The organism is Acinetobacter sp. YH01009 (assembly GCF_013420765.1).
Classification (GTDB): Bacteria; Pseudomonadota; Gammaproteobacteria; order Pseudomonadales; family Moraxellaceae; genus Acinetobacter; species Acinetobacter amyesii.
The window spans coordinates 11,964-38,963 of sequence record NZ_VOYE01000008.1 but is presented as its reverse complement, the minus strand read 5'-3'; the positions used below and the strand labels follow the sequence as shown (position 1 = coordinate 38,963).

Genomic DNA, 27,000 nt, shown 5'->3' with positions numbered 1-27,000 from the left:
GTGAGCAGCGAAATGCCTCAATTGCAGCGCCGATTAAAGAACCGTCATATTCAGCTGATTGCAATGGGTGGCGCAATCGGGACAGGGCTATTTTTAGGCTCTGCGCATATTATTGAGTCGGCTGGACCATCGATAATTCTGGGCTATTTGATTGGTGGTTTGATTGCTTTTCTGATTATGCGCCAGTTGGGCGAGATGATTGTACAAGAGCCAGTCACAGGTTCATTCAGTCATTTTGCTTTTAAGTATTGGGGCAAGTTTGCGGGCTTTTTAACGGGCTGGAACTACTGGATTCTGTATATTTTAGTAGTGATGACCGAGCTGACCGCGATAGGCAAATATGTCAATTACTGGTGGCCGCATGTGCCTGCTTGGGTTTCAGTTTTGGTGTTTTTTGCTGTGATTACGCTAGCCAATTTAGCCAATGTCAAACTGTATGCAGAATCTGAATTTTGGCTGTCGATGATTAAAGTTGTGGCGATTGTTGCCATGATTATTTTTGGTATATATCTGCTACTTACAGCAGGCGCAGACTCTACCGCTTCGATTAGTAATTTATGGGTACATGGCGGCTTCTTCCCGCACGGTTTTGAAGGCTTATTCTACATGCTAGCCTTTATGATGTTTGCTTTTGGCGGCATTGAATTAATCAGCATGGCGGCGGCTGAAACTGAAAATCCTGATCAAAATATCCCGAAAGCGGTGAATCAGACCGTGATCCGCGTGTTCTTATTTTATATCTGTTCCTTGGCGGTACTGCTGTCGCTGGTGCCGTGGAATCAGTTGAAACTTGGCGGTTTGGATCATAGTCCTTTTGTGATGATTTTTAATCAGATGGGGATTGATTGGGCGGCACATTTGCTGAACTTTATTATTTTGACTGCATCCGTTTCGGTCTGTAATAGCGGCATGTATGCCAATAGCCGCATGCTGCTCGGTTTGGCAGAACAGGGCAATACGCCAAAAACGTTTAAACAGGTAAATAAACACGGCACGCCGATTGCCGCGGTTTTATTTTCTGCTTTGCTGATTTTTGGTTGCGTGCTGCTGAATTATTTCTTGCCTGAAAAAGCCTTAAGTTACCTGATTTATATCGTGGTGAGTGCTGCGGTGCTGAATTGGATGTTAATCAGCTTGATTCATTTGAAGTTTAGAAAAGCGATGCAGCAGCAGGGTATACAGACCAAGTTTCCTGCTTTATTTGCACCGTTTACCAACTACTTTGTCTTAGTGTTCATGCTGATGATTTTGTACATCATGTGGAATCAGGGCTTTATGCTATCGGTGTTGATGCAGCCGCTATGGATTTTACTGCTGTATGTGCTGTTTAAAGTGATGCAAGCAAAGAAGGTTTAATACCATGAAGGCTTAGGGAAGAGCCTTTTGAAGTTTTAAATTCTTGGTTTAAAGTTGTTTAACAACGATTTTGAAAGAGTTTTATTAAATTGCTTGAATTAATAATTTGGTTTATTTAAGTAATTAAAATGTAAGTTAAAATATGTGATTTGTGTTGATTTTAGAATCAATAAATTTCATTTATTTTCTTGAATGATAAGTAAAATGAATAATTTATCAATTAACTCTCCTAATTCTCGCTGGGTTAAATCTTAGTTTTACTTTGGTTGCTTTAAGTTTCTTTGGGCTATCAAAGGAGCTTGCTTTAGCAGGAGTTTCAAGTACTTTAGGATTCTTATGTTTTTGGTGTCTGTGGAGTCAAATGACGGGGGGAATCTATCAAGAATTTTTTAAAGTGGATGATCAAGTGGCGAGTAAGTCTTATACCTATTTAACACTCATTGCTACTCATGAATTTCATGATGATCGATTTATTACCTAATGGATGGTAATAAAAATGAAGCATACTACATTAAGTCTATTTATTTATTTGAATTATATTAAAATATTTAATAATGGAAGCAGAAAAGATTTTAAATTTTAGTTTTAAATTCACCTAAATGACTTCAAAAAATTAAAGTCATTTAGGCGTACTTTCACTTTTTATGGATTGAGGGCTTCTTTAAACATTGGAACTAAAAGCTTATTTCCATATTCACTTAAGTGATTACCATCACGATAAATCGGGCGTCCTTTATACTCAGAAATACATTCATTTCCTTTACATAGATGTAATGCAGGGTCTAAGACTTTGGCCTGACATTGCTCTGCACTTTCTTGAATAATTTTGCGAATCTCTCCTGATCTTTTTAAATATGTGTCGTGTGAAATAAATATTTTTTCATTACGCTTGTAGAATACATTCTTAATGATTCTTTGCGGTAAATTGAAACCAACTTCTGGAATGGGTTGCACGATATAAACAGGATTGGTCTTAGAGGTCTGACACAAAACTTCAGTTAGATTCTTTTGAAATGAAATCATTCGATTCTTTTGAGTGATGTTTGGATTATCATCAAAATAAACAATAGGTTTAGAACTCTTAGCATCCATGATATCAGGGTCATTTTCTCCAATTAAATAGCTTGGGTACCTTGCAATGAAAACCATTGGAATATTTTCATATTTTTTGGATGCAATTAAGTTTAAGCGTTTCTGATTAATTTCTGGGCAAGGACTTTTATCTTTGTAAAACTGTAGATTGGGAATAAATGGGCAGGCAGAAGTTGTAAATGAAATGATACCGTCAGCTTTCAAATTAAAAGTGGTTGCCACAGAGGTGGTCATTGCATCAGCATGGCTATCTCCAATAACAATGGCTTTAATTTTAGTTGGGTTTCCTATAATACATTCATGCAACTCTTGTTGGTCACAATCATAAGGATTGGTATTATTGATTTCTTCATTTGCGATTTTAGCTACTTCTGGAAGTCGAGAATCGACACCATCATTAGATTTGATGAAATGGCCGACGCCTAAAAGGAATAAAGCGAGATAAATTGCTTTCACTTTATAAAGCTTTTTCCAAGATGAATAGCGTGGGAAATGAATCTTTTCAATAGCGTGATAACTTAAGACGCCACATAAAATTGACAGAGGGATTCCGTATATCCACCAATTTTCGAGGCCAAGATAGAAACCCAAAACAACCAAGGGCCAATGCCAGACATAAATTGAATATGACCATTTTCCAACGTGGTTAAAAATTGGATTATTAATCAATATATTTTGCTGATGATTACTCACAATAATTAAATAAGCACCAAATACAGGAATAAGGGCCATATAACCCGGCCAAAGTGTTTCACTAGATATAAAGATATACGATGCTAGAATCAGAACGAGTCCTAAGCATTGTGTCATGAGCTGTGATTTTTTGTTTTTTAGTGACCAAGGATAGAGGAATGCTAAACCACCTATGAGCATTTCCCATGCGCGACTTGTTAGTAGAAAATAGGCAGTTTTGCTGTCTTTATAGGTTGCAAAAATACAATAAATAAAGCTGACTAAAAAGAGCAAAAACACCACGCGTTTTAAATTATGAAGGTTTAAATATTTTTTTAAAAACAAAATGATAAGTGGAAAAACAATATAAAATTGCCATTCAACAGACAAAGACCATGTGTGTAATAACCATTTTGTGTGTTCAGCAGTATCAAAATAGCCACTGCCTTTTGAAAAAAGAATATTGGAAATAAAGAAAGAGCTTTTTTCGACTTGTCGTCCTAAATCCTTGTAATCAACTGGTGCTAAATAGAACCAGCCAAATATGACTAAAATGATAGACATTGTGGCTAAAACAGGAATAATTCGGTTTGCACGCGCTGTATAAAATTTAAATAGATTAAATGTGTTTTTTTCTATGCCATTAAAAATAATGGCGGTCATCAAGAAGCCTGAGATGACAAAGAAAACATCGACGCCTGCGAAGCCGCCGGTTAGCCATTGTGGATTAAAGTGAAATAGTACAACGGCCAATACGGCTATGGCCCGTAATCCATTGATATCGTGTCTGAATTGCATAAATAAAATAGCTAATCATTTAATTTTGGATGATTCTAACTTTAATTGGAGAGTGATCGATTAAAATTTCCATTTTTTTAATTTTTTGTTCAAAACAGGCAGACTGTTTTCCAATTTGATTTGAAATGATTTTAGATCAGTGAGGTGCTGTTTTTATTTTGAGTTTTGAATTAGAAAATAATAGTTAAAAATTAAGCTATAGACGTTGGAGGAGCTCAATCCTCTGCCGCTGTCCTTTGTTTAACTTCGATACCACCAATTCATAAGAGTTCAGCACCAAATCTTGCAGAAGTTCTTCTTCTAATTCTTCATCTGTAAAAACAGAAATCCAATGCTGCTTATTCATATGCCAGCCCGCACGAATAAAGGGATAAATATCTCTGAGCATTGAGCCATTGTCTGGCAGCACCTTTAAGTTGATGGCCGCTTTGCCTTCCAAATGAAAACTCAGCATAAAGACCTTCTCCATCACTTTAAACACATCACAGCCTTCACCAAAAGGCTGGCTACAGGTGGTTTCAGGCAGGGCTAAGGCCGACTTAGCAGCTACAGTGTGTAATGCAATCATAGGGGATAACCTAAAAATAAGCCTGAGTTTTAAAGCCTAGGGACGAATATGTATAACAGTATCATTATTCACCAATTGCCAAATTTCATCCATATCAATATTACGCACAGCAATGCAGCCCCAAGTCCAATCTTTTTGTGGGAAATAAGTCATCAGTTGTGGTGCAGCTTTCATTTGTAAACTGGTTGCCGAACCATGAATCATAATGTCACCACCTGCAGAAACACCTAAATCTTTAGCCTTTTGTTTATCGGTCGCATTGGGGTAAGAGATATGCAAAGACTTATAAAATGAACTTTGCGGATTGCGCCAATCAATCATATAGCTGCCTTCAGGCGTTTTGCCATCACCTTCTTGAACTTTATGTCCAAGCGGTTGAAAACCCAGACGCATCGGGTAACGCCGAATGACTTGATCCTGATGTTTTAATTCCAAATAACGCTGAGCCTTATGTACCTGAATATTGTCGATCGGTGTTTCTGTGCGAATTTTTTGAATTTGCAAATCACTTAATTCAGGTGGAAAGGCTAGTGCATTGGCAGGTGTAGGTAAATATTTTTCAAATTTTTGATAGGCAAAGCAGGCAGCGACAATACAGACGAGGATAGCGAAACTAAAGATCGTGATATTTTTTCTTGTCATTATTTTTGAGAGGATGAAGTGCTTTCGCAGTCCATCGATTTCTGAATTGTGGATAATGTTTAAATTATCCACAATTATGACCCGAGTGAAATGTGGATTTGTGGATAAATGTTTAAGACGAGCAGCTGACCATCACTTCAGGCACATCACTTGGCAAGGGGCCTAAATCTTCTGTTGTTTCCAGTTCAGGCTGTTTACTAAAGGGCTGACTGAGCAATGTAAACAAACGCTGTACTTCTGAAAAATCATTACGTTCAGCAAGTTCAATCGCCTTTTGTGCCATATGGTTGCGCAAGATATATTGCGGATTGGCCTGTGCCATTTCAGCATCTAAAGCATCGGTGTCCTGATGCGCACGGATGCTTTCATATTGTGCCAAGAAACCTTCAAAGCCGCGGCGGTCAAGGCAGTCATCTTTAATGGCTTCATATTCATGATTTTGCAGACGGATAAAGCTTTGCGTGTAATCCAGTTGTTCACTTTGCAGAATGCGTAAAAAGGCCATGGCGCAGTCGAAGCTGTCTTTATGAAAACTCGGCAGCCCCATTTTTTGGCTTAAGCCCAATTTATAATGTTCCAAGAAGGTCAGTTCAAAATGCTCTAAGCATTTGGCTAGATCTTCTTTCCATTGCTCTTTGTCATAATCTGCAGGGCAGAGCGGCACTAAGTTATTCAGCCATTGCCATAGATTCCAATGTCCGATACTTGGCTGCTGCTGATAGGTATAGCGGCCTTGGTAATCCGAATGGTTGTTAATCCAATTTGGACGGAAACGTTCCATAAAGCCATAAGGGCCGAAGTCCAAAGTTGAACCTGTAATATTCAGGTTGTCGGTATTCATCACGCCATGCGCAAAACCAATCAGCTGCCATTTGGCAATCATCACTGCGGTACGCTGAATGACTTGAGTGGCAAAAGCTAAAATCGGTTGTACGGCATCCAAGCATTCAGGGTAGTGCCACTCAATACATTTTTGCGTGAATTCAGGTAGCAAATCACCCTGATATTGATTGATCCATTCAAAATGTCCCAATCGGATATGACAGTCAGATGTACGCAGCATCATCGCGCCGAGCTCGAGCTTTTCACGCTGCACGCCTTGCTCGGAACTGGTAAAACCCACTGCATTACTCGATGCAACACCTAAGCTGTTCAGCACATGTCCTGCCAAATATTCACGAATAGTCGAGCGCAATACTGCACGACCATCGCCCATGCGTGAATAAGGCGTAGAGCCTGCGCCTTTGAGATGCAGGTCAATGGTTTGCCCATGTTTATCGATGATTTGCCCAATCAATAAGCCGCGTCCATCGCCCAATTGGCCGGCCCATTGTCCAAACTGGTGACCTGCGTAGACCATGGCCAAAGGTTCAAATTCTGCAAAGGTTCTTTGACCGCTGCAAATGTCTACCCAAGCCTGTTTATCTGTCTCAGACCATTGCAGCTCATCTGCAAGAGCCGCATTAAAATGCCCAGCTTTTGTGCCTTTTAAGGGTACAGGCTGTTGATGGTGGTACAGGCGAGGCGGCAGGGTGTTATAGCGGGCATTGAACTGCATAATGATCTTTAAAAAATTCAAGTTATGTTGGAACTATAGCAAAGACCAGATAGAAAAACTGTAGCTTAAAATCAATAAAGCCTCCACAAGGGAGGCTTTACATTTGAGAGGCTTAAAAGAATTAAGCAGTTTTCTTTTTCAAATTACGCATCAATTGATTCAATGCTTCACGGTGCTGTGACAAACGCTGTTCAACTTGTAGGAATTCAAGTTTGAGTTTGTCATCCATCTGATGAATTTTTTCAGCAACTGCAGTTTTCTTCGCTTGAATTTCCTGTTCTTTTAATTTTGCCCAGTCATTCAAAGTTTGCGAAAACGCATCATATTCTTGAGAAATACGTTGCTTAGCGGTCGCAATATCATCGGTCATGTTGAGACCATAGATCGCAAGGTCTTGTTCCGCATACTTGAACTTCATAGCCAACTCAGCTTTTTTAATATTAAAGCTAGGAATACGGCGTAAATTTTTGGCAAGGCCTAATTTAGAGCAGCTCCAAATTAACCATTTTGTTGGATCGTATTGCCACCATTTCACACCATTACGGTAGTCGTATTGGAAAATGTGGTGATAGTTATGATAACCCTCACCCCAAGTAGCAATAGCGAGCCAGAAGTTATCACGAGCGGTATTTTCGTCAGTATACGGACGTTTACCCCACATGTGGCACAGTGAGTTAATAAAGAACGTCACATGATGGCTCAAGATTAGACGCATTAAACCGCCCAATAATAGAACGCCCCACATGTCGCCAACAGCCCAACCAATTGGCACTAAAATCGCTGCATGCACAGCAATCACCAGTGGAATGTAGTATTTATCTTGGAACAAAACGACTTTATCTTTTAAAAGATCTGGCGCGTTTTTGTAGTTCGGTTCTGCTGCTGGATAATCACGAAGCATCCACCCGATATGGGCATACCAGAAACCACGATTAATCGAGTATGGATCTTGGTCAATATCGTCTACATGACGGTGATGTGTACGGTGACCAGAAGCCCAGAACAAAATACTGTTCTGAACAGCAAAAGTACCCATGAGCATTAAAATGATTTTTAAAGGCAAGGTTGCTTCATAAGCACGGTGTGCCCATAAGCGGTGATAACCTGCGGTAATACCTAAACTGCTGACACCCAGTAAAACAAACATACTGATCCAAGCAGCGGCACTAAAATCATGATTAATGGCATATAACGGAATTGCAATAACTGCGACAATAGGTAAAAACACCAATGCAAAAATAGCAATCCAGTTCATTGGGGCTTTGGGTAGGGGAGCATTCATCTCCAACAGCACTCCTGAAACCTTGGGAGGTATAGATAGGACTAATCCCATTAATTTTTTAAGGGATTTTAAACGTACAGAATAGTAGCACGGGAAAACCCGTTTTCACCACTGTTATTGTACAGTTGTATTGTTCTAAACAGTAACATAATACGACTGAAGTTATTTGACTTTTTGTGGAGTAAAAAGATGCCAAAAAAACAGCAAATTTGTCAAAATAATCTGAAATTACTTATCAAATACTGCATCTGGGGCAGCTTTCTGATCAGTTGTCTTGGACTGATGGCTTGTCAAAATTCTCCTACACAGACAGTGTCTACAAAGTCACACGGAAAATCACTGGGCAACAGTATTGAGCAGCCATTAAAACTTATTCGCGTGAACGATGGGATACAAGATATTCCATGGACGATTGTAAAAATCGCTGGACAAAAAGCCAAGTTTTTTCATCATCAACCTTATCTTCAGTTCAATTCGCAGTTTCGACAAATTCAGGGAAATACGGGATGTAACACTATCAGTGGCACTTATGTGATCGATACCTTAAAACACAGCATTGATCTGAATGCCCGAGCAGGTTATTTCAGCTGTGATTCGGCTTTGGCTCAAGAGGCTGAACTTTCAGATGCCTTGCAAGCCGCAACACAGTTTCAAATTCAAGCGAAACAGATGACGATGCAAAACAGTCTGGGAAAAACTGTATTGGTTTTAGAAAGAAAATAGACCGATTGAAATAGCGACGTGTTGATCGAGAAGTGAATTACACAAATCTAGGTGAATAAAGCAGCATTAAAAATGCTGCATCATTAATTTAGGATAGTCGGTAATTAAACCGTTGATGCCCCAATCTTTAAGCTGTTTAGCACGATCAACTTCGTTGACGGTCCATACACTCACATTTAATTTTGCCTGCTGTGTGGCCTGAATAATGTCTGAATTGGCGAGTTGGTTCATCCAACCAATTTGAATACAACCCAATTCGAGTGCTTGTTCAATCGCTTTAAATTTTATGTCCGTTTCAACCAGTAGCCCGCGTTTGAAGCCTGATTTTTTCTGTTGCAAAGCAAGATGAATTTTAGGGTCAAAACTGGTGATCACCGCGGAATGTTCGAAACCTTGGAGCTGTTGTTCCAAGGTTTTAGTCAGCGCTTCAGCTTCAGTCTGTGTATTCACTGCTTTCACTTCGACTTCAATATGATCGAAGTTATGAATAATTTTGAGCGTTTGTTCGAGCAGTGGCGTCGGCTCAACTTTATCCCATTCTGACCATGTCACTGCATGGTTATACGGTTCTAGTTCAGAACTTTCGCATTCATAAAGATACTTATCTTGGCCGGTGGTACGGATGAATTGATCGTCATGCATCACAATTAAGGCGCGATCTTTTAGCTGTCGCACATCAAATTCAACTGAGCGTATGCCTAAATCTTGAATATATTGGAAACCACCTAGGGTATTTTCAGGTGCTTCACCACGAGCGCCACGGTGACCGATTATGCGCATACGAGGCCTACAAAAAAGGATGTTAAGAACATAATGTCCTGTAAGAATGACAGGGAGATGACACTGTTATTTTGATCCGATCATCCTGAAATACAAGAATGATCGGACGAAATGTTTCGATTTATTTCAATGTAAAATAGACTTTTAATTGGTCAAAGGATTTGAGCAATTTTTGAATCCAAAAATTATTGATCAATCGTGTCGTTAATATTTTTCTGCCACAGCACCTCAGAACCACCTTCAGCGCGTTGTAATGTACGCGATGCGACAAATAACCAGTCAGAGAGTCGGTTAAGTAGCTGCAATGACGGTGCTTGAATGTTCTGGTCACGGTTATGTACTGCCATTAAACGGCGTTCTGCGCGACGACAGACTGCACGCGCTTGATGGGCAAAGCTGCACACCAATGTTCCTGATGGCAGGATAAAGTCTTTGAGCATTGGCAGCGCTTCATTCATACGGTCAATGTCATTTTCCAAAAACTCAATTGACACAGGTTGTACCAAGTTGAAGTTTGGAATGCAGACTTCACCGCCAAGGTCGAATAACCAATGCTGAATCAGGCTGAGGGATTTATCCCAAGTCGCTTTGTCTTCAATACTGCTAAGTGCGATGTGCGAACGCAGAATACCAATGCTTGAATTGAGTTCATCGACATCTCCTAAGGCTTCAATACGTAAATCATCTTTGGCTACGCGTGATCCGTCGCCAAGACCTGTCGTACCTGAATCGCCTGTGCGGGTATAAATTTTACTTAAGCGGTGGCCCATTTTAATTGTCCATTTTTTGATTAAAAGTTGAATAAATCAGTGTGAAATTAATATCTAACTGTGATGCCAAAGGAAGCCAAACGGCCGCCATTTAAATAGAATTTGCCGTCGAAATTGCCAGCAGAAGCCGTTTTATATTGAACATCGCCGACATTTTGAATATTGGCAAAGAAGCGCAGTTGCTCGTTGGGTTGGTAATAACTATTGAAATCAATCTGAGCATGTCCAGGGATCACATCCTCATCATAATTACTGCTGTCTGAATGGCTGTTCGCACTCAGTGTTGTTGACAGCCCATAATGTTCATCAGCCCAACCAGCTGACAATGCCAGTTTTTGACGTGGGCGGCGGCTCAAATCCAAACCTGTTTTATCATTTTTTGCTTGATTGTAGCTATAACTGGCCTTTGTAAAAAATGCCTCATTGCTCCAATTCACATAGACTTCTGAACCTTGAATGGTCACTGCATCAATATTGGCAAACTTCCAGTTATTGTTGGGATCAGAATCAATAAGGTTATCAATTTCAGTTCTGTAGATAGACAAACCAGTTTTTAGTTGTGGTGTCATTTGTAGGTCTAGCCCAATTTCATAGGATTGACTTTCTTCGGGTTTTAAGTCAGGGTTTGCATAGTCGCCATAATATAAGTCGTTCATGGTTGGCGCTTTAAATGCTGTACCAATATTGGCATAGCTACTAAACAACGGCGTGAAAAAATAACGCGCAGCAACTTGTCCGACCGTGTGTTGACCATATTTTTCATGGTCTTCACGACGAATACCCGCTTGAGTTTTTAATTTATCAGTTTGATATTGGTGCTGTAGATAATAACCCGTACTGTTTAAGTCTTGATGAAAAGACTCTGCAGTTTTTAGCGTTGATGTTTCTAGCTGCCGATGGGTGATGCCTGCAATGATGTTCTGAGACGGCGTCATTTGCTGTTTTGCGGTCAGTTCATATTCAGTGGATTCATAATGGGTCTGTTCAAAGATTTTGAGCTGTTCCAACTCATCTTTAAAATAAGACACGCGAGCATTCAGGGTCAGCTGATCTGTGGGGTTGAAGCGTGACTTCAGGGTTGCAATTTGATTTTTAAAATCTTGCGACTTTTGCTCATATTGCAGTGAATTCCAGCTGTATTGCTCATATTGAGCATTACCTTGGTTTTCAGAATAATCCAATGAAGTGCCAAAGCGTGTTTCTTCATAGCCAAATTTGGCAGACACGCCTTTTTGATTAAAGCTAGAAGCTCTGGCATTTTCATGTTCATGAATCAGTGTGCCGTCGGTTTCTAAACGCTGTCCACGAATTTGCGCATAAAAACCTTGCTTGGCTAGGTCTACCCCGACAGTACTTTTATAGGTTTGATTTTCACCTATTTCAGCGCTGATAAAAGCTGCATTTTTTTCAGGGGTTTTGCTAATGATTTGTACCACACCACCAATGGCATTGGTGCCATAAAGGACAGATGCTGGGCCTTTTAAAACCTCAATCTGCTTAATGTCTGTGGTATCTATAAAATTATTTGGCGCTAAACCGCTGGCATCATTATTTAAACGGACACCGTCACGCAATACCAAAGTGTGGTCTGACTCTGTGCCACGTAAAAAAAATGAAGCTTGTTGTCCATAGCCACCCAGCTGCACCATATTGATAGAAGCATCACTCATTAATAAATGTGGAAATGATGCAATTGGTGATTGATCTATGAGCGACTCATCAATAATGGAAATACGCGCAGGCACATTTTCTAATTTTTCTTGTGAGCGTGTTGCCGTGACGACAATGGTGTCCAATTTAGGTTGTGCAATGGAATCTGCTGCAACAGATATTTGGGAGCTAAAAATACAAAGGGCAGATATGCCAGCTGCAAGCGCAGTCGGCTGAAAAGGAAAAGGCATACAATGCTCCATGCATTTACCCCACGTAAATGATTGAGTGATAGAACACAGTGAGCAGGTATCGGACTGGCAAAGCATTGCTTGCACACCGTTGCGGGGGCAGTGTTGTGGAAACTTCCCATGCCAACTGTTGTGAATGGCTTAAGTATAGTGAACTCCGATTATTCGAACAATCGAAACTATGGGGTATTTGAAGATAGGTACATATACAGCTTGACTTGCTGTGGAGCAGAAATTAATCTGCCTGCGCTTCAGGTGCTTTCTTAATTGAGAAGTGAAACTGGGAAGTCAGTCCAGCAGTATAGAGCTGTTGTTATCTGACACTGCCCCCGCAACGGTGAATCGTTATTCATAACGTAAGTCCGGAGACCGGCCTGATGCAGACCTATTCATAATGCGGCGGGCGTTATAGCGGGATTGCATGCTTTTGTCTGAAAAATGGCAAGCCTTGTCTTACCCCAAAACCGCCTCGCGTTATCCAACTTTTATTTCGCACGGGCGGTGCGATCGGGGAATACAGCATGCATTCTTTCTCTAAGACTCTTATCGGGTCGCTTTTTGTTTTATCTCCACTTTCTGCGGCCATGGCAGAAGACCAAGTTCATCAACTTCCAGTCATTACCAACACCGTTGCCAATATTGTTGAGCAAGACTCACAAAAAACTTTGGCAGCAGTGACCGTGATTAGCCGTGAAGAAATTGAACGTAAGCAATTTAATTCATTACAAGACTTATTACGTACTGTGCCGGGCGTCACGTATAGCAATACTGGCGGTTTAGGTAAAGTTACCAGTGTTTCAATTCGCGGTACGGGTAATCGCCATGCATTGGTCTTGATGGATGGTCAAAAGGTAGGTTCAGCAACGCTTGGTGAAACGGCTTTTGAACACTTCCCAATTGATCAGATTGAGCGTGTCGAAGTTCTGCGTGGTCCGCGTTCTAGCTTGTATGGTTCAGAAGCGATTGGCGGTGTAATTCAAATCTTTACCCGTAAAGGCACGCAAAATGGGGTGAAGCCTTTTGCATCTTTTACCTATGGTTCTCATGAAACATATCAGAGCAATGTTGGTTTAAATGTTAAACATGACAATACTTGGGCAACCTTGAGTTTAGCTGGCACCAAAACCCAAGGCATCGACGCGACAAATATTAATGAAGCCAATGATTTAGATAAAGACGGCTACGAAAATAAGTCTGCATCTTTACGTATGGGGCATAAATTCAATGATCAGTTTGATATTGATGCAAGTGTTTTAGTTGTTGATGGTGAAAATGAATATGATAATAGGGATGACTGGGGTTCTCCTTATATTGATGCAAAAAATGTGCATAGTAAAATCGAGCAAAATGTTTACAGTATTGGTGCAACCTACAAGCCATTTGATGTGTGGACTACAGGGTTAAAGTTAGGGCGTTCTGAAGATAAATTAGATAGTCGTGATGCAAATCCATCGGTCATTAACACACAGCGGGACAGCTTATCTTGGCTGAATACACTGAACTTTAATAAGCAAAATACCTTGATGCTTGGTTTTGATTACCAGAATGATGAAGTGTCAGGTACGAAAGCTTATGCCGTTAAAGAGCGGGATAACAAAGCTTACTTTGCACAATATCTAGGTTCATTTGGCAGCTTTGATGTGCAAGGTGCAGTTCGTCAGGATGATAACGAACAATTTGGCAACCATACGACTGGTAGTGCGACTTTGGGATATCGCTTTAATGATACTGTACAAAGTTATGTCAGTTATGGCACCGCATTTAAAGCCCCGACATTCAATGATTTGTATTGGCCAGGAAGTGAAAATCCTACATTAGTGCCAGAAGAATCTGAAAACTATGAAATTGGGTTCAAAGGTGTGATCAGCAATGTTCAATGGGAGCTAAACGGTTTCTATAATGAAATTGAAAATATGATCGCATGGGCACCAAATGCAACGGGGAACTATGTTCCAAGCAATATAGATAATGCAAAAATTAAAGGTGCTGAATTATCATTCACTCAGCAATTAAATGATTTTGTTTGGAATGTGAATTATACATATCAAGAACCTGAAAACGAGACAGCAGGACTTCATGGCAAGCAGTTGTTTTTAAAACCAAAGCAAATCTTTAATGCTTCAGCAGATTATACAATGGATAAGTGGACTGTCGGTGCTTCAGTTCATGCAGAAGATAAGCGTTATACTAATGCTACAAATACTGCTGAATTGGGCTCTTTTGCCACAGTGGATACGCGAGTAACTTATCAAGCCACGCCTGAATTCAGTGTTCAAGCCAAACTTGCCAATATATTTGATAAAGAATATTCGACCAACTACAGCAATAGCACTTTATTTAATCAAGATGGTCGCACTGCTTGGGTAACCTTGCGTTATGCCATGAAATAAGTATCAAGCCTTCTTAAAAAAAGCCCTGATTGATCAGGGCTTTTTAAATTCTGCTGAATGATGCTGAAAATCCACGCAATACTTGAAAATTGCATTACAATGATTCGCCCTTATATTTATAGATAGGCTATGAATAGGGCGGAGTTAGAGCCAAAACAACATGCGAACCCGTGCCAAAATCTGCGGAATTACACGTATTCAAGATATTCAATCTGTCGTCCAAGCTGGCGTAGATGCGATCGGATTTGTATTCTTTGCGCCAAGTCCGCGCAGTGTAACGGCAGTGCAGGCTGCTGAACTGATTCAGCATGTGCCGCCGTATGTGCAGACCGTCGGTTTATTCGTGAATGCATCGGCTGCAGACATACAGGATATTTTAAAAAATTCGCCTGTAGACATCCTGCAGTTTCATGGTGATGAAAGCCCTGAACAGTGCCAAACGATTGCGCAGTCCGTTGGGCGCCGCTGGTATAAAGCCATTCAGATGAAACCTGAACTGGATGTGATTGCCGAAATCCAAGCCTTTCAACAGGCTGGGGCAAGCGCCGTACTATTGGATGCATGGCATCCAGAACTGAAAGGCGGTACAGGGCATAGCTTTGACTGGGCACAGTTCCCAAAACTCGATATTCCTTTAATTTTGGCAGGCGGTTTAACTCCGACCAATATTGAAGATGCGATTCAGACCACAGGCGCTTACGCCGTAGATGTGAGTGGTGGTGTAGAATCGGCAAAAGGTATTAAAGACCAACAACTCATAGAACGCTTTATGCAAGGAGTCCATCGTGGATCAGCAAAATAAGATTGACTATACCCAATTCCCTGACGCACAAGGGCATTTCGGTATTCATGGCGGGCGTTTTGTGTCAGAAACTCTAATGGCAGCACTTGAGGACTTAGAAAAACTCTATTTCCGTATGAAAGATGATGCACAGTTTTTGGCAGAATTCGACCGTGACTTGGCGTATTACGTCGGTCGTCCAAGTCCTTTGTATTATGCTGAGCGATGGTCGAAAGAATTGGGTGGTGCGCAAATTTACTTAAAACGTGAAGACCTGAACCATACAGGTTCACATAAAGTGAATAACACGATTGGTCAGGCTTTACTGGCTAAGCTGTCAGGTAAAAAACGTATTATTGCGGAAACTGGCGCAGGTCAGCACGGTGTAGCAACGGCAACGATTGCAGCTCGTTTGGGCCTTGAATGCGTGGTGTTCATGGGTGCTGAAGACGTAAAACGTCAAGCCATGAACGTATACCGTATGCGTTTGCTTGGCGCAACGGTTGTACCTGTGGAGAGCGGTTCAAAAACATTGAAAGATGCTATGAACGAAGCGATGCGTGACTGGGTCACAAACGTAGATTCTACTTATTACGTGATTGGTACAGTTGCAGGCCCGCATCCATATCCGCAATTGGTTCGTGATTTCCAATCAATCATTGGTCGTGAGGCGCGTAAACAAATTCAGGAACAAGCAGGCCGTTTACCGGATGCGCTTGTTGCATGTGTGGGCGGCGGTTCAAATGCAATGGGCTTGTTCTACCCATTCTTAAATGATGAAGATGTGAAAATGTACGGTGTCGAAGCTGCAGGCTACGGCATTGAAACGGGCAAGCATTCTGCACCATTAAACGCAGGTCATGTCGGTGTACTTCACGGTAACCGTACGTACTTGATGTCGGATGATCAAGGTCAAATCATTGAAACACATTCAATCTCTGCAGGCCTGGACTACCCAGGTGTAGGCCCTGAGCACAGTTTCCTCAAAGATATGCACCGTGTGAACTATGTGCCAATCAATGACACTGAAGCGCTACAAGGCTTCCGTGATTTAACCCAAATTGAAGGTATTATCCCTGCATTGGAAAGCTCACATGCGATGGCTTATGTGACGAAACTTGCGCCGACCATGGACAAAGACCAAATCATTATTGCGACTGTATCAGGCCGTGGTGATAAAGACTTAATGACCGTTGCCCGCATTGATGGCGTGGAAATGGTTGAGATGTAAAATCTCCCCCAACCCCTCTTTAATAAAGAGGGGAAAAGCCCTGCTTTGTTAAAGGTGAGGATTAAAAAATCGCGCAGAAGCAATTCCGCGCGATTTTTTTTTGGCTGAAAATTTTATTAAGGCAAATCACTACAAAACTGATGCAGAATAAAAGTGTGAAATAAATCACAATACTGTGTAAATTTTATTGCTTTAGAAAGACTTTATAACAATGACGTTTACCCAATTGGTTCGTGCAGAATCCTTTCCAACCCATATTTATTGGCAATGGCGTGATACTTTTGCGCTGTGCATTCTTCCGCTGATCTTGTTCAACAGTTATGTCTTAGACCAATTTTTTGGTGTTTCAGCTCAGGTTGCTTTGGGTGATTCGATCTTTCGCGGTATTTTATTTATTGCCGTGTGTTGGCTCTATAAAACGATGCTGTATACGCACTGGCAAAAGTATAAACAGGCCTTTTGGCGTTCAAGCCTGTTGGTGGTTGTCGGTGCAGTCGTCTTACAAGTAGTGATTTCTTTTACACGCAGTCTGTTGCCCGTTGGTGAGAGCATTGAAAAAGAATCGACCATTGATCCTAATACGATTGCGTTTTTTAGCTTGCTGATCATCAGCCTTGGGCCATTATTTACCGCTTTGCTTGAAGATATTATTTTCCGCTATACCTTGCTGCAAAAGCTGTTTGTACAGCCGTGGCTGTGGCGAGTGATTTTGGTCTTGCTGAACTCAATCTTATTCGGCTTGATACATTATCATAATTTTGATGGCGATTTGATTGCGACCATCAGTTTTATGGCGGCAGGCCTATTTCTCAACCTCATCTATTTGTGGACGCGTAACATTTGGCATGTCTTACTCATTCATTTCGTCAACAATGCAGTACTCTCTTTAGGCGGCGTGATTTTGTTGAAATTACTTCAGCCCTATGTGGGCAGTTGAAGTCAAAAATAGGGGGAGATTGTGTCTAGTTTATTTATGGTGATGCTCGGCGGACGCCATTCAAGAGCAAATATCGAAGTGCATGATGTCATTCTTGCAGTGGGTAACGCATTAGAAGAGGTTTATCCACAACTGAGAACGGCATGGTTTGGTGAGCAAAAAGGCTTACATATTGATGCTTGGGCACAGGTACATACAGTCAGCACTGAAAATCGGCATTATCGTATCCAATTTTGTGATGCCGCGCCCCGAGCTGAAGATGAAAAATTATGGCTGATTAATCTCGGGGGATATGATGCCCGCGAATTTGGTGAATTACATCGTTATGTTTTGGTGACGGGACAAAATGCCAGCGTTGCAAAACAACGGGGCAAGGCTTTTTTTGAGTCACATTGGCAAAAACAACATACCGACCGAACCCTAGATGTTGATGATTGTATTGCGATTGATCATGTCTATGGGCGCTATATCGAATTGGTTGAAACGCCGCATAGCCAGCAAAATTCATGGAAAAATGATTACATCTTAATAAATGAATAATTGTGATGATTAAGAGCTGAAATGTCAGCTTTTATATTTTTTTGTGATATTCGCCTGAAATCAGATGGATTGTCTTTTCAGGCGTTAAATAATAGGCATAATAACATTCAGGATTTAGACCTTAAACCTCAATGGAATGGCGTATATGGATTTAATACGGCCGAATGGACAGCCGCATTATGGGCGTTTTAGTGAACTTCCCAATCGCATCGATTTAAGTAAGTATGAATATAAGACACCGTATGGAAAACGACTTCAAGGTTGGCGTAAGCGTTTAAAATATAAAAAATTTAAATTTTGTTGTATTCAGCATGATCATTATACGATTGGTCTAGCGATTGCCGATATCGCGTGGGCGGGGCACGGTTTTGTCTATGTGTATGACCATATTACGAATGAAGTGTTGGAATGGAATTCGATTAATTTCCTGTCACGTAATACCGTTTTAGATGAACAACCTTTATTTAATCAAAGTCATTTTATTAAGTCTGGGATTCAACTAGACATTCAGCATGCCAATGGTGTGCGATACATTCAAATGTCAAAACATGGCGAACTCAAACTGAGCGCTCGAGTGTTTTGTGCGGGGACTGATCCGCTGAGTATGTGTAGCCCTACAGGAATTAATGGTTGGACCTATACTCAAAAATTGACGACGTTGGGCTGTGAAGGTTTTTTTATCAATAAGCAAGGCAAGACCATTCAATTTCATGACCGAACATTGGTGTCTTTAGATGATACCTGTGGTTTTCTTCGTCCTGAAACCGCATGGTTTTGGTTATCGTGTAACTTTTGGGACAGTCAAAATCGACGCGTTGGGATCAATCTTGCCTCTGGGGTAAATGAAAGCTTTGGTAATGAAAATTGTCTGTGGGTCAATGGACATCTGTATGCCATGTCTGATGTGTTGTTTCAACAGCAAGGCGATAATCAATGGAATATTAGCTCATTAGACAACAGCTTAAATTTGATCGTCACCACAGGTTGGCGACGCTATGAAAACCTGAATTTAAGATTGGTCGGTAGTCAGTTCAGTCAATGGCAGGCAAAAATTAGCGGTACAATTCAACGTGATGGCGAAGAAATAGTATTCTTAAATGAATATGGTTTACTTGAGCAGCACTATGCCAAATGGTAAGTCTAAGCCTATAAAAAAGCCGCAATCGATGCGGCTTTTTTTATTCAATTTTTATTTTGCAGCTTGCCAAAACACTTCTGCAGCTTGAATTGGATCATTGGTTTCTTCATAAGTTTTTAACCAAAGATCATAATTTTGCACAATGGGATGCTGACTCGGATGGAAGTCTTTTTTAAACCAATCTCGATATGGTTTGCTCATACGGGTGAGGGTGCCATTTTTACCAAAGAACCACGGTAAGCCTTTCATATTTAATTTTAAACGTTCAGTGAAACTGAAGCCGTCATGTTTCAGCATCACATTGGCACGGTATAAGGTAAAGCCGAGCATCAATCCACTGGTCCAGACCAGAGTGAATTTCTTTAAATTTTCATCGACCTTCGCCACATCTTTCATCACATCAAAAGCCACATCGCGATGTTCCATTTCTTCTATCGCATGCCAAATAAATAATGCACGGACATAAGGATGCGCAGATTCTAGTACGGACTTTTGGCTACAGAACGTTTCAGCCATCAGCGCGGTCAAATGCTCGGCAGAAGCCGTCATGGCAATGTTGTATTCGGCAGAGCGCTGGCTCAATTCAAACTTAAAAATTTTATTTAAGCGTTTAATGAAAGCATCAACAGGCATGCCTTGTTGTTTCATCAACATATTCATTTTGTCATGCGCCATACCGTGCTGCGCTTCTTGACGAATAAAGTCAGCGACACGTTGCTGTAAATCAGGGTCTTGAATTTGACTGCGGAACAGACGTACAGATTCAATAAAATAGCGCTCGCCATCAGGAAAGGTCAGGCTCAAGGCATCAAACATACGTGTTAAAAATGGGTCTCCGCCAAACCAATAGCGCGGAATTTCTTCCAACTTAAAATTTAGCTTTGTGCGAACAATGGGTTCGACTTGATATTTGACGATAGCATTCATGATATTTTTTCTGTGCGAGTCGTATTGATTGCAGTATGTCGGAGAAATTGCACTTTGTTTTGACAGATATTGCCAATTTTTATACATTTTACGCCATGATGAAAATATAAAATGTCAGAATTGGCAGGTCAAAAAGAGGGGCGAGATGGCTGAAATTCAGATCCCAAATGGTTACTTCCAATTGTGGAGTATGGTCTTAATTGAGCGTGAATTAAACTATACACAGCTCGAATGGATTGCACCGTATGCTGCGCAAATTCAGCATGTGCTATCTTTGCCGATCGACTCTCAATCGCCGAATTCTTTTTTTAACAGCATTATGCAACTGACTCAGCAGCATCTGGATTGCCCGCAATTGGTTTTTGAAATGGCCAAGTATATTCGTGCGGAGCATTTTGGGGTGTTAGGCTATATGGCGACACTGAGCAACAGCGTTGCAGATGCGTTGCAATATGTGATGCGGTTTAGTCGTTTGGTGATTGATGGCGCGCAAATTGTGCCGATGAATATGAGCCATCAAGATCATCAAATTATTCTGTCTTGGCCACAGCATGATGATGAATATGCGTTGGTGAATGAATTGACGATGGCCTGTATGGCACATTTGGCCAAGCAAATTTTTCCAGATTCTTTAAAGTTACTCCGCATTCATTTTGCCCATGCGCCGCGGATGGCTCGTTATAACTATGAAAAGTTTTATGGCTGCCAAATGGAATTTTCGACACTTAAATATTCATTTGTGATTCATGCAGACAGTTTGGATTTAAAATCAGAACTTGCTGATCCGTCACTGATGCAATTGTTATTACGTCAGGCCGAAGAGGCGATCGCCGCTCGTCCGCAACATGCAGATCCAATTCTACAGATGCAACAATGCATCGCTGATCATCTCAAACGAAAACAGCAAGCCCCTAAAATAGAGTGGTTAGCAGAGGAGTTGCATCTGTCAGTCAGAACCTTGCAACGACAGTTAAAGGAGAAAGACACCTCCTTTAAACGGCTTTTGGAGCTTGAACGGATGAAACGCTGTGAATATCTACTTTCACAACAAACCCATTTGACGGATATCGCGTTGCAGTTAGGATATTCAGATCAGTCTGCTTTGGCACGTGCTTTTAAGGCATATAGCGGAGAGACATTATTAGCGCGAAAAAAAGCCTTGAGATTAGAATAAAACTTGCAGATTGCTCGTTAAGAAAAGCCTTTCAAACAACATTAAAAAAAGCGGTCAAACGACCGCTTTTCTTTAAAGCCAAACTTATGCCGCAGCTTTTAATTTTGGATACCGAAGTAAAATGGCAAGGATGGCAAAGATTGCCAAGACCCAACAGTAATACACACTACCAATCAGTTCCACAGGCGAAAGTTTTGCGATCGAACAAGCCAGTAACAGCTGTGCACCATAAGGAATGAGACCTTGGACTACGCAAGAGAAAATATCCAAGAGCGCAGCAGCACGTTTAGGGTCTACACCATATTCTTTGGCGACTTCACGTGCCATGTCACCAGATAAAATAATTGCGACAGTGTTATTTGCTACAAATAGGTTGGAGAAAATCACCAAGAAACTGATACCAATTTCACCTGCGCGTTCAGCACCAACTTTAAAGCAGCGTGTCATGCTGTAAATACGTTGAATCAGCCATTCTAAACCGCCTTCTTTTTGCATAATGGCAGAAATACCACCCAAGAAAATAGAAAGCAGGGCAACTTCAAACATGCCGGTAAAGCCGTCATAAATAGAATTATTTAAGCTTAAAAAATTAAATTCAGGTTGAATCACCAAACCAATCAAACCAGACAGTAAGACACCAATAGTCAGCACAGCAAGCACGTGCAAACGTGAAAAGGCCAAAATAAATACGGCTAAATACGGCAGGATTAGCCACGCATTATAAGCTTTGTGTTCAATCGCTTGTGAACCTTGACTCATAATTAAATAGATACAAATGCTAACGATCGATGCAGGAACAGCAATCCAGACATTGACCTTAAATTTATCGCGAAGTTGAACTTTTTGACTGTTCGTTGCAGCAATGGTGGTATCTGAAATCATCGACAGATTATCACCAAACATAGCACCACCGACCACAGCACCAATGGCATACACCACTTCAATTTCTGTGACTTGTGTAAAACCAAAGGCAATTGGCGCGCAGGCTGCAATGGTGCCCATGGAGGTTCCCATCGCTGTGGCAATAAAGGCCGCAATAATAAACAGCATAGGCAGCACGAACTCAGACGCAATTACCGATAGTCCGAATTGCACTGTTGCATCAACACTACCGATGGCACTGCTGACACTGGCAAAAGCACCAGCGAGCATAAAGACCATGAACATTAAGATCAAATTCGGGTGGCTGGCACCTTTCATAAATGTGTCAATCGCGTCATTGATCTTGCCGCGATAGAGCAAAATTGCCAATACAATTGCAGGAAGAGCAGCGACTGGGGCTTTCACTTGATAGAACGCAAACTCAGTTCCAATGATGGAATGGTAAATACCACTGCCCAAAAAAATGGTCAGAAAAACAATAAGCGGGAGCAGTGCAAATGCCCGAGCAGGCACTTTCACTTGTGAATCGGAGGACATAGGAGATAAAAAAATAAAAGTATGCGGCTAGTATAAAGCAGGTTTTGCAATTTAAGGAAAATTAAAATGTAAATGCTAAGCCTGTTATTTTTAACATTTTTTTGATGATAAAATTAAGTTAGTCTAAAACCTTATAATTTTGCCAGATCCTAAAATTAGGCATCTTTGATCATTGTGAAAAAAACTGAAATATCGGTAAATGATGCTTTCGGGTTGTTCTGGAAAATTATGTTTGCATGAGAAATGCCGACTGAGGATTGTATACCCTGTTCAATGGGTAAAAAATAGCGTTACAATGCGATGTCTTGTATTTCGACAAAACCCACATCATAGTTTTGATTCATTCAAGGAAAGTATAACCCTATGTCACGTTTAGCCACTCGATTTGGAACGCTTAAATCTCAACAGCGTAAGGCCTTGGTTTCTTATGTTATGGCTGGTGACCCTCATCCACAAGTAACGGTACCTTTGTTACATCAAATGGTTGAGGCAGGTGTAGATGTGATCGAATTGGGTCTTCCATTTTCAGACCCAATGGCGGATGGTCCTGTTATTGCACTTGCCGCTGAGCGTGCGCTTGCTGGGGGAACCAATACTCTAGATGCCTTGAACATGGTGAAAGAGTTCCGTAAAAACGATACAGAAACACCAGTAGTACTGATGGGCTATTTAAACCCTGTTGAAGTAATCGGCTATGAAAAGTTTGTTGCCTATGCACATGAATGCGGTGTAGATGGCGTGCTCTTGGTGGACCTTCCACCAGAAGAAGCAAAAGATCTAGATGCAGTATCGAAAAAATACGACATGGATCAAATCTTTTTACTTGCGCCAACATCCACTGATGAACGTATTCAGCATGTGGTGAAACAAGCCAGTGGATTTATCTACTATGTTTCTTTGAAAGGTGTGACAGGTGCAGCGACTTTAGACGTTGCTGAAGCTGCGGCACGTATTCAAAAAATCAAATCGTATACTCAGGTACCTGTCGGCGTTGGCTTTGGTATTAGTGATGCAGCATCGGCGAAAGCCATGGGTGTGGCTGCAGATGCGGTGATTGTAGGTAGTGCTTTTGTTAAACAATTTGCAAACTTAGCGCCAGAACAAGCTGTAATCGAAACAGTGAATAAAGTGAAGGAGCTTCGAGCTGCGCTCGATGAGTTAGTATGAGTCAAGACGCAAAAACAGGCAAAATTCTGAGCGCATCTACGCCATGGACAGAGCGTGCGGTACCAGGTATTCATGTACCTGATGAACAGCAAGCATTAAAGGCGACATTTACTGAGCCGACGATTGAATGTCCTGAGTGTCATGCACTTGTGACTCGTACTGCAATGTCATTTAATGCCTACGTTTGTCCGCAGTGTGATGAACACTTGCGAATGAAAGCGCGTGATCGTTTGAACTGGTTCTTTGACCAAGTACAAAAAGAATTGGGTCAAGAATTTAAAGCCAAAGATCCACTTAAATTTGTAGATAGCAAAGCGTATCCAGACCGTATGTCTGAAGCGCAGAAGAAAACCGGTGAAACAGAAGCTTTAGTGGTGATGCAAGGAACGCTGAAAGGCATTCCAATGATTGCAACCGCATTTGAATTTGATTTCATGGGCGGTTCAATGGGCACTGTGGTTGGTGACCGTTTTGTTCAAGCGGCTGAACTTGCGATTAAAGCAAAACAACCGCTTATTTGCTTCGCTGCCTCTGGCGGTGCACGTATGCAAGAAGGCATGTTGTCACTCATGCAAATGGCGCGTACTTCTGCTGCCATCCAAAAAATGAAAGATGCTGGCTTGCCTTATCTAGTGGTGCTGACACATCCAGTCTATGGTGGTGTGACTGCATCATTGGCAATGCTCGGTGATGTTCACTTGGCTGAACCGAAAGCCATGATTGGTTTTGCTGGTAAGCGTGTGATTGAGCAAACTGTACGTGAAAAATTGGAAGAACCGTTCCAACGTGCAGAATACTTGCTTGATCATGGTGTAGTCGATCAAATTGTCCACCGTCATGCATTACGTGATACAGTTTATCGTATTGTAGCGAAATTGATGAACTTGCCTTGAACACAGCACCACTTGCAACTGATTCTTTAAACACATGGCTCGATTATTGGAGCCATGTTCATGTTACGGGTATTGATTTAGGACTGGAGCGGGTAATTCCTGTTGCGGAACGACTAGGTGTAACCCAGCCTGATGCGAAAGTGCTGACGGTCGCGGGAACAAACGGTAAAGGTTCAACCACGACCACTTTGGCTGCAATTTTAAATGCCCAAGGGTATAACGTGGGGCTCTACCAATCACCGCATATCTATCGATTCAATGAACGTGTAAAGCTTCAAGGTGTTGAAGTGGCTGACAAAACCCTGATTGATGCTTTTGTAGCTGTTGATCAGGCGCGTCGTGAATGTGAATTAAGTTTATCTTTTTTTGAAGCGACCACTTTGGCCGCTTTTGTTATTTTTAAACAGCAACATTGCGATGTATGGGTACTTGAAGTAGGTCTCGGTGGTCGACTTGATGTGGTCAATGTCGTCGATCCAGATGTTGCAGTGATTACCAATATTGGTTTAGACCATACCGATTGGTTGGGCGACACCATTGAAAAAATTGCTTTTGAGAAAGCAGGAATTATTCGTCCAAATATTCCCGTAATTTTTGGTGGGCAGCAAGTTTTGCCTGAAGCCATTCGTCAAAAAGCAGAAGATTGCCAAGCCGCTTTACATGTACTCAATCGTGATTATTTTTATCAGTACAGTGATGACGGACAATCTTGGATGTTTGCTTCATCAGGTACAACTTTAAAACTACCCGTGGGTTCTTTGGCGCTCGAAAATATCTCTACGGCTGTAGCGGCAATCTTGGCCAGTGGTTTGGTGGTCTCTCAGCAGTCGATCGCTCAGGGGATTATCAATGCCAAGTTACAAGGTCGTTTTGAAGTTAGAGAAATTGCAGGAAAAACGGTGATTTTCGATGCGGGACATAACCCGCATGGTGTTGAATTTTTGTTAAAGCAATTGCGAAATTTCCTCCAGTACAATAAACAATACACAGAAGTGATCAGCGTTTTCTCCATGCTGACTGATAAAGACATAAATTCTGTCGTTAACTTATTGAAAGATACGGTAAGAATGTGGAAAATTGCACAATTAAATGTGCCACGTGCGGCATCTATCACACAATTGGATAGCGCACTGCAGCATCAAGTCGTAGAACATTATGACAATGTGCAATTAGCTTTTAAGTCCGCGCTGGAAGAAACAAAGAATAATCAGCTGATTCTGGTATGTGGTTCATTTCATACCTTAGAAGCGGTATGGGAGTATCTGGAAGAATGTCAATGAATAACAAACAACGCTGGATGGGTGGTGTTGTTTTATTAGGTGGTGGTGTACTGCTGGCCGCACTTTTACTTAAAGGCAAAGAAGAAATACATCAAAATCAAAGCCAAACCCCTGAAATGGCTCAAGTTGAGCAACAAGGTCAGGGTGCGGGTAAAATGTCATCATTGACTGTTGATGTTGAAACTGAAAAGCGTTTGCTCGAAGAACAACGACGTACCCGTGAAAAATCGGTTGCGGAGCAAGAAGCACGTGCAGCAGAATTTTTAGCGATGCAACAACAAGCGGAGGCTGATGCAGCACGTAAAGCAGCAGAAGAATATGCGGCTTTAAACGCACATCGTTCAGCTCAACAAAGTTCGGATAATATTCCTCCCGAATTGGTTGAAGATGAAAAAGCAAAGCAAAAGCGTTTAGCTGAGGATAAGTTGGCGGCTCAAAAAAAGTTAGAGACTCAGTCGGCGCAGCAAAAGGCTGATCAGGCACGTATCGCAGCAGATAAACAAAAAGCCGAAGCAAAACGTAAAGCGGATGCTCAAAAAGAAGCTGAACGTAAAGCACATGCTGAAGCTGAGAAAAAAGCAGCAGATAAGAAAGCAGCCGAAGCGAAGCAACAAGCTGAAGAAAAGCGTAAAGTCGAAGAAAAACATAAGGCAGAAGAAAAGCGTAAAGCAGAAGCCAAGAAAAAAGCTGAAGCTGAAAAAGCACGTGATCTGTTGGAAAATGGCGATAAGCAATGGATGGTGCAAGTTGCACTGGCTGCTAATGAAGCCAATGCAGATGCTGTTGCTGCAAAATTACGTGCAAAAGGCTATAAAGTGACGAAGAGTCCTACATCTAAAGGCATTCGTATTATGGTCGGCCCTTCGAAGGACCGTGATGCTGCGGACGCAACACGTAAAAAGATCAATTCAGATGCAAGTTTGAATATGAAATCGGCGTGGGTGATTGATTGGGTACCACTCGATAAACGCTAAGTTTATT

Annotated in this window: 23 protein-coding genes and 1 riboswitch; of the genes, 13 read left to right on the top strand and 10 right to left on the bottom strand. The window is 41.4% G+C overall.

Translation table 11 applies throughout. The annotated features are described in order from the left end of the window. Window positions 1–1,356, top strand: a complete 1,356-nt coding sequence (locus FTT76_RS09630) for an amino acid permease (RefSeq protein WP_180190419.1) — start codon at window positions 1–3, stop codon at window positions 1,354–1,356. 642 nt (window positions 1,357–1,998) lie between these two features. Here FTT76_RS09630 and FTT76_RS09620 read toward each other — a convergent pair. The 5 genes from FTT76_RS09620 to FTT76_RS09600 all read right to left on the bottom strand — a co-directional run bounded on the left by FTT76_RS09620 (window position 1,999) and on the right by FTT76_RS09600 (window position 7,968). Continuing rightward, entirely contained in the window at window positions 1,999–3,918 is a 1,920-nt protein-coding gene (locus FTT76_RS09620; RefSeq protein ID WP_168378762.1) for an acyltransferase family protein, read from the bottom strand. 196 nt (window positions 3,919–4,114) lie between these two features. Then, window positions 4,115–4,486, bottom strand: a complete 372-nt coding sequence (locus tag FTT76_RS09615; protein ID WP_168378763.1) for an MmcQ/YjbR family DNA-binding protein — start codon at window positions 4,484–4,486, stop codon at window positions 4,115–4,117. 36 nt (window positions 4,487–4,522) lie between these two features. Beyond that, a complete protein-coding gene (locus FTT76_RS09610) occupies window positions 4,523–5,128 on the bottom strand; it encodes a murein L,D-transpeptidase family protein (RefSeq protein ID WP_180109262.1) in 606 nt (201 codons plus the stop codon). A 112-nt stretch (window positions 5,129–5,240) separates the two neighbouring features. Further along, complete coding sequence (locus FTT76_RS09605) at window positions 5,241–6,686, bottom strand: YdiU family protein (protein WP_180109263.1); 1,446 nt, start codon at window positions 6,684–6,686, stop codon at window positions 5,241–5,243. 121 nt (window positions 6,687–6,807) lie between these two features. After that, window positions 6,808–7,968 carry an acyl-CoA desaturase gene (locus FTT76_RS09600; RefSeq protein WP_180055849.1) on the bottom strand — a complete coding sequence of 387 codons (1,161 nt, stop codon included), beginning with the start codon at window positions 7,966–7,968 and terminating at the stop codon, window positions 6,808–6,810. A 189-nt stretch (window positions 7,969–8,157) separates the two neighbouring features. Between FTT76_RS09600 and FTT76_RS09595 the strand changes: the two genes are divergently transcribed. Continuing rightward, window positions 8,158–8,691 carry an META domain-containing protein gene (locus FTT76_RS09595; protein ID WP_180190418.1) on the top strand — a complete coding sequence of 178 codons (534 nt, stop codon included), beginning with the start codon at window positions 8,158–8,160 and terminating at the stop codon, window positions 8,689–8,691. Window positions 8,692–8,757: 66 nt separating this feature from the next. On the opposite strand, the gene FTT76_RS09590 is transcribed toward FTT76_RS09595, so the two are convergent. The 3 genes from FTT76_RS09590 to FTT76_RS09580 form a co-directional block, all read right to left on the bottom strand. Further along, the gene (locus tag FTT76_RS09590) at window positions 8,758–9,471 is read right to left on the bottom strand and encodes a glycerophosphodiester phosphodiesterase (protein WP_180190417.1); all 714 of its coding nucleotides are present in this window, start codon (window positions 9,469–9,471) and stop codon (window positions 8,758–8,760) included. Between the two features lie 185 nt (window positions 9,472–9,656). Next, a complete protein-coding gene (locus FTT76_RS09585; RefSeq protein ID WP_067767700.1) occupies window positions 9,657–10,241 on the bottom strand; it encodes a cob(I)yrinic acid a,c-diamide adenosyltransferase in 585 nt (194 codons plus the stop codon). A gap of 47 nt (window positions 10,242–10,288) precedes the next feature. Further along, entirely contained in the window at window positions 10,289–12,142 is a 1,854-nt protein-coding gene (locus FTT76_RS09580) for a TonB-dependent siderophore receptor (RefSeq protein ID WP_180190416.1), read from the bottom strand. A gap of 236 nt (window positions 12,143–12,378) precedes the next feature. Next, window positions 12,379–12,535, top strand: a riboswitch (cobalamin riboswitch). Between the two features lie 128 nt (window positions 12,536–12,663). On the opposite strand from FTT76_RS09580, the gene FTT76_RS09575 reads away from it, so the two are divergent. From FTT76_RS09575 to FTT76_RS09550, 6 genes are all read left to right on the top strand, one after another. Then, on the top strand, window positions 12,664–14,532 hold the full coding sequence (locus FTT76_RS09575; RefSeq protein ID WP_180190415.1) for a TonB-dependent receptor domain-containing protein: 1,869 nt from the start codon (window positions 12,664–12,666) through the stop codon (window positions 14,530–14,532). Between the two features lie 160 nt (window positions 14,533–14,692). Beyond that, entirely contained in the window at window positions 14,693–15,334 is a 642-nt protein-coding gene (locus FTT76_RS09570; protein ID WP_180085477.1) for a phosphoribosylanthranilate isomerase, read from the top strand. Beyond that, complete coding sequence (gene trpB, locus FTT76_RS09565) at window positions 15,318–16,544, top strand: tryptophan synthase subunit beta (RefSeq protein ID WP_111885382.1); 1,227 nt, start codon at window positions 15,318–15,320, stop codon at window positions 16,542–16,544. Before FTT76_RS09570 ends, trpB begins: the two co-directional genes overlap by 17 nt. Window positions 16,545–16,755: 211 nt before the next feature. Further along, the gene (locus FTT76_RS09560) at window positions 16,756–17,481 is read left to right on the top strand and encodes a CPBP family intramembrane glutamic endopeptidase (RefSeq protein ID WP_180103187.1); all 726 of its coding nucleotides are present in this window, start codon (window positions 16,756–16,758) and stop codon (window positions 17,479–17,481) included. Window positions 17,482–17,502: 21 nt separating this feature from the next. Beyond that, the gene (locus FTT76_RS09555) at window positions 17,503–18,021 is read left to right on the top strand and encodes a DUF1543 domain-containing protein (RefSeq protein WP_180114467.1); all 519 of its coding nucleotides are present in this window, start codon (window positions 17,503–17,505) and stop codon (window positions 18,019–18,021) included. 145 nt (window positions 18,022–18,166) lie between these two features. Beyond that, the gene (locus FTT76_RS09550) at window positions 18,167–19,159 is read left to right on the top strand and encodes a DUF2804 domain-containing protein (RefSeq protein WP_180011760.1); all 993 of its coding nucleotides are present in this window, start codon (window positions 18,167–18,169) and stop codon (window positions 19,157–19,159) included. A gap of 51 nt (window positions 19,160–19,210) precedes the next feature. Here the strand turns inward: FTT76_RS09550 and FTT76_RS09545 are convergent, their stop codons facing one another. Continuing rightward, entirely contained in the window at window positions 19,211–20,086 is an 876-nt protein-coding gene (locus FTT76_RS09545; protein ID WP_180009066.1) for a metal-dependent hydrolase, read from the bottom strand. Between the two features lie 145 nt (window positions 20,087–20,231). On the opposite strand from FTT76_RS09545, the gene FTT76_RS09540 reads away from it, so the two are divergent. Beyond that, window positions 20,232–21,260 (top strand): AraC family transcriptional regulator, encoded by a 1,029-nt coding sequence (locus FTT76_RS09540; protein ID WP_180190414.1) that lies wholly within the window; start codon window positions 20,232–20,234, stop codon window positions 21,258–21,260. Between the two features lie 84 nt (window positions 21,261–21,344). Here FTT76_RS09540 and FTT76_RS09535 read toward each other — a convergent pair whose 3' ends face one another. Next, window positions 21,345–22,679, bottom strand: a complete 1,335-nt coding sequence (locus tag FTT76_RS09535; protein ID WP_180190413.1) for a Na+/H+ antiporter NhaC family protein — start codon at window positions 22,677–22,679, stop codon at window positions 21,345–21,347. A 363-nt stretch (window positions 22,680–23,042) separates the two neighbouring features. Between FTT76_RS09535 and trpA the strand changes: the two genes are divergently transcribed. From trpA to FTT76_RS09515, 4 genes are read left to right on the top strand one after another with little or no spacing between them, the layout of a single operon-like run. Continuing rightward, complete coding sequence (trpA, locus tag FTT76_RS09530) at window positions 23,043–23,846, top strand: tryptophan synthase subunit alpha (protein ID WP_180190412.1); 804 nt, start codon at window positions 23,043–23,045, stop codon at window positions 23,844–23,846. Continuing rightward, complete coding sequence (gene accD / locus FTT76_RS09525) at window positions 23,843–24,739, top strand: acetyl-CoA carboxylase, carboxyltransferase subunit beta (RefSeq protein WP_180005414.1); 897 nt, start codon at window positions 23,843–23,845, stop codon at window positions 24,737–24,739. Before trpA ends, accD begins: the two co-directional genes overlap by 4 nt. Further along, on the top strand, window positions 24,736–26,019 hold the full coding sequence (gene folC, locus FTT76_RS09520; protein ID WP_180074283.1) for a bifunctional tetrahydrofolate synthase/dihydrofolate synthase: 1,284 nt from the start codon (window positions 24,736–24,738) through the stop codon (window positions 26,017–26,019). The genes accD and folC overlap by 4 nt, the downstream gene beginning before the upstream one ends. Continuing rightward, window positions 26,016–26,993, top strand: coding sequence for an SPOR domain-containing protein (locus FTT76_RS09515; RefSeq protein ID WP_180190411.1), 978 nt, complete (start codon window positions 26,016–26,018; stop codon window positions 26,991–26,993). Before folC ends, FTT76_RS09515 begins: the two co-directional genes overlap by 4 nt. The last annotated feature ends 7 nt before the right edge of the window (window positions 26,994–27,000 follow it).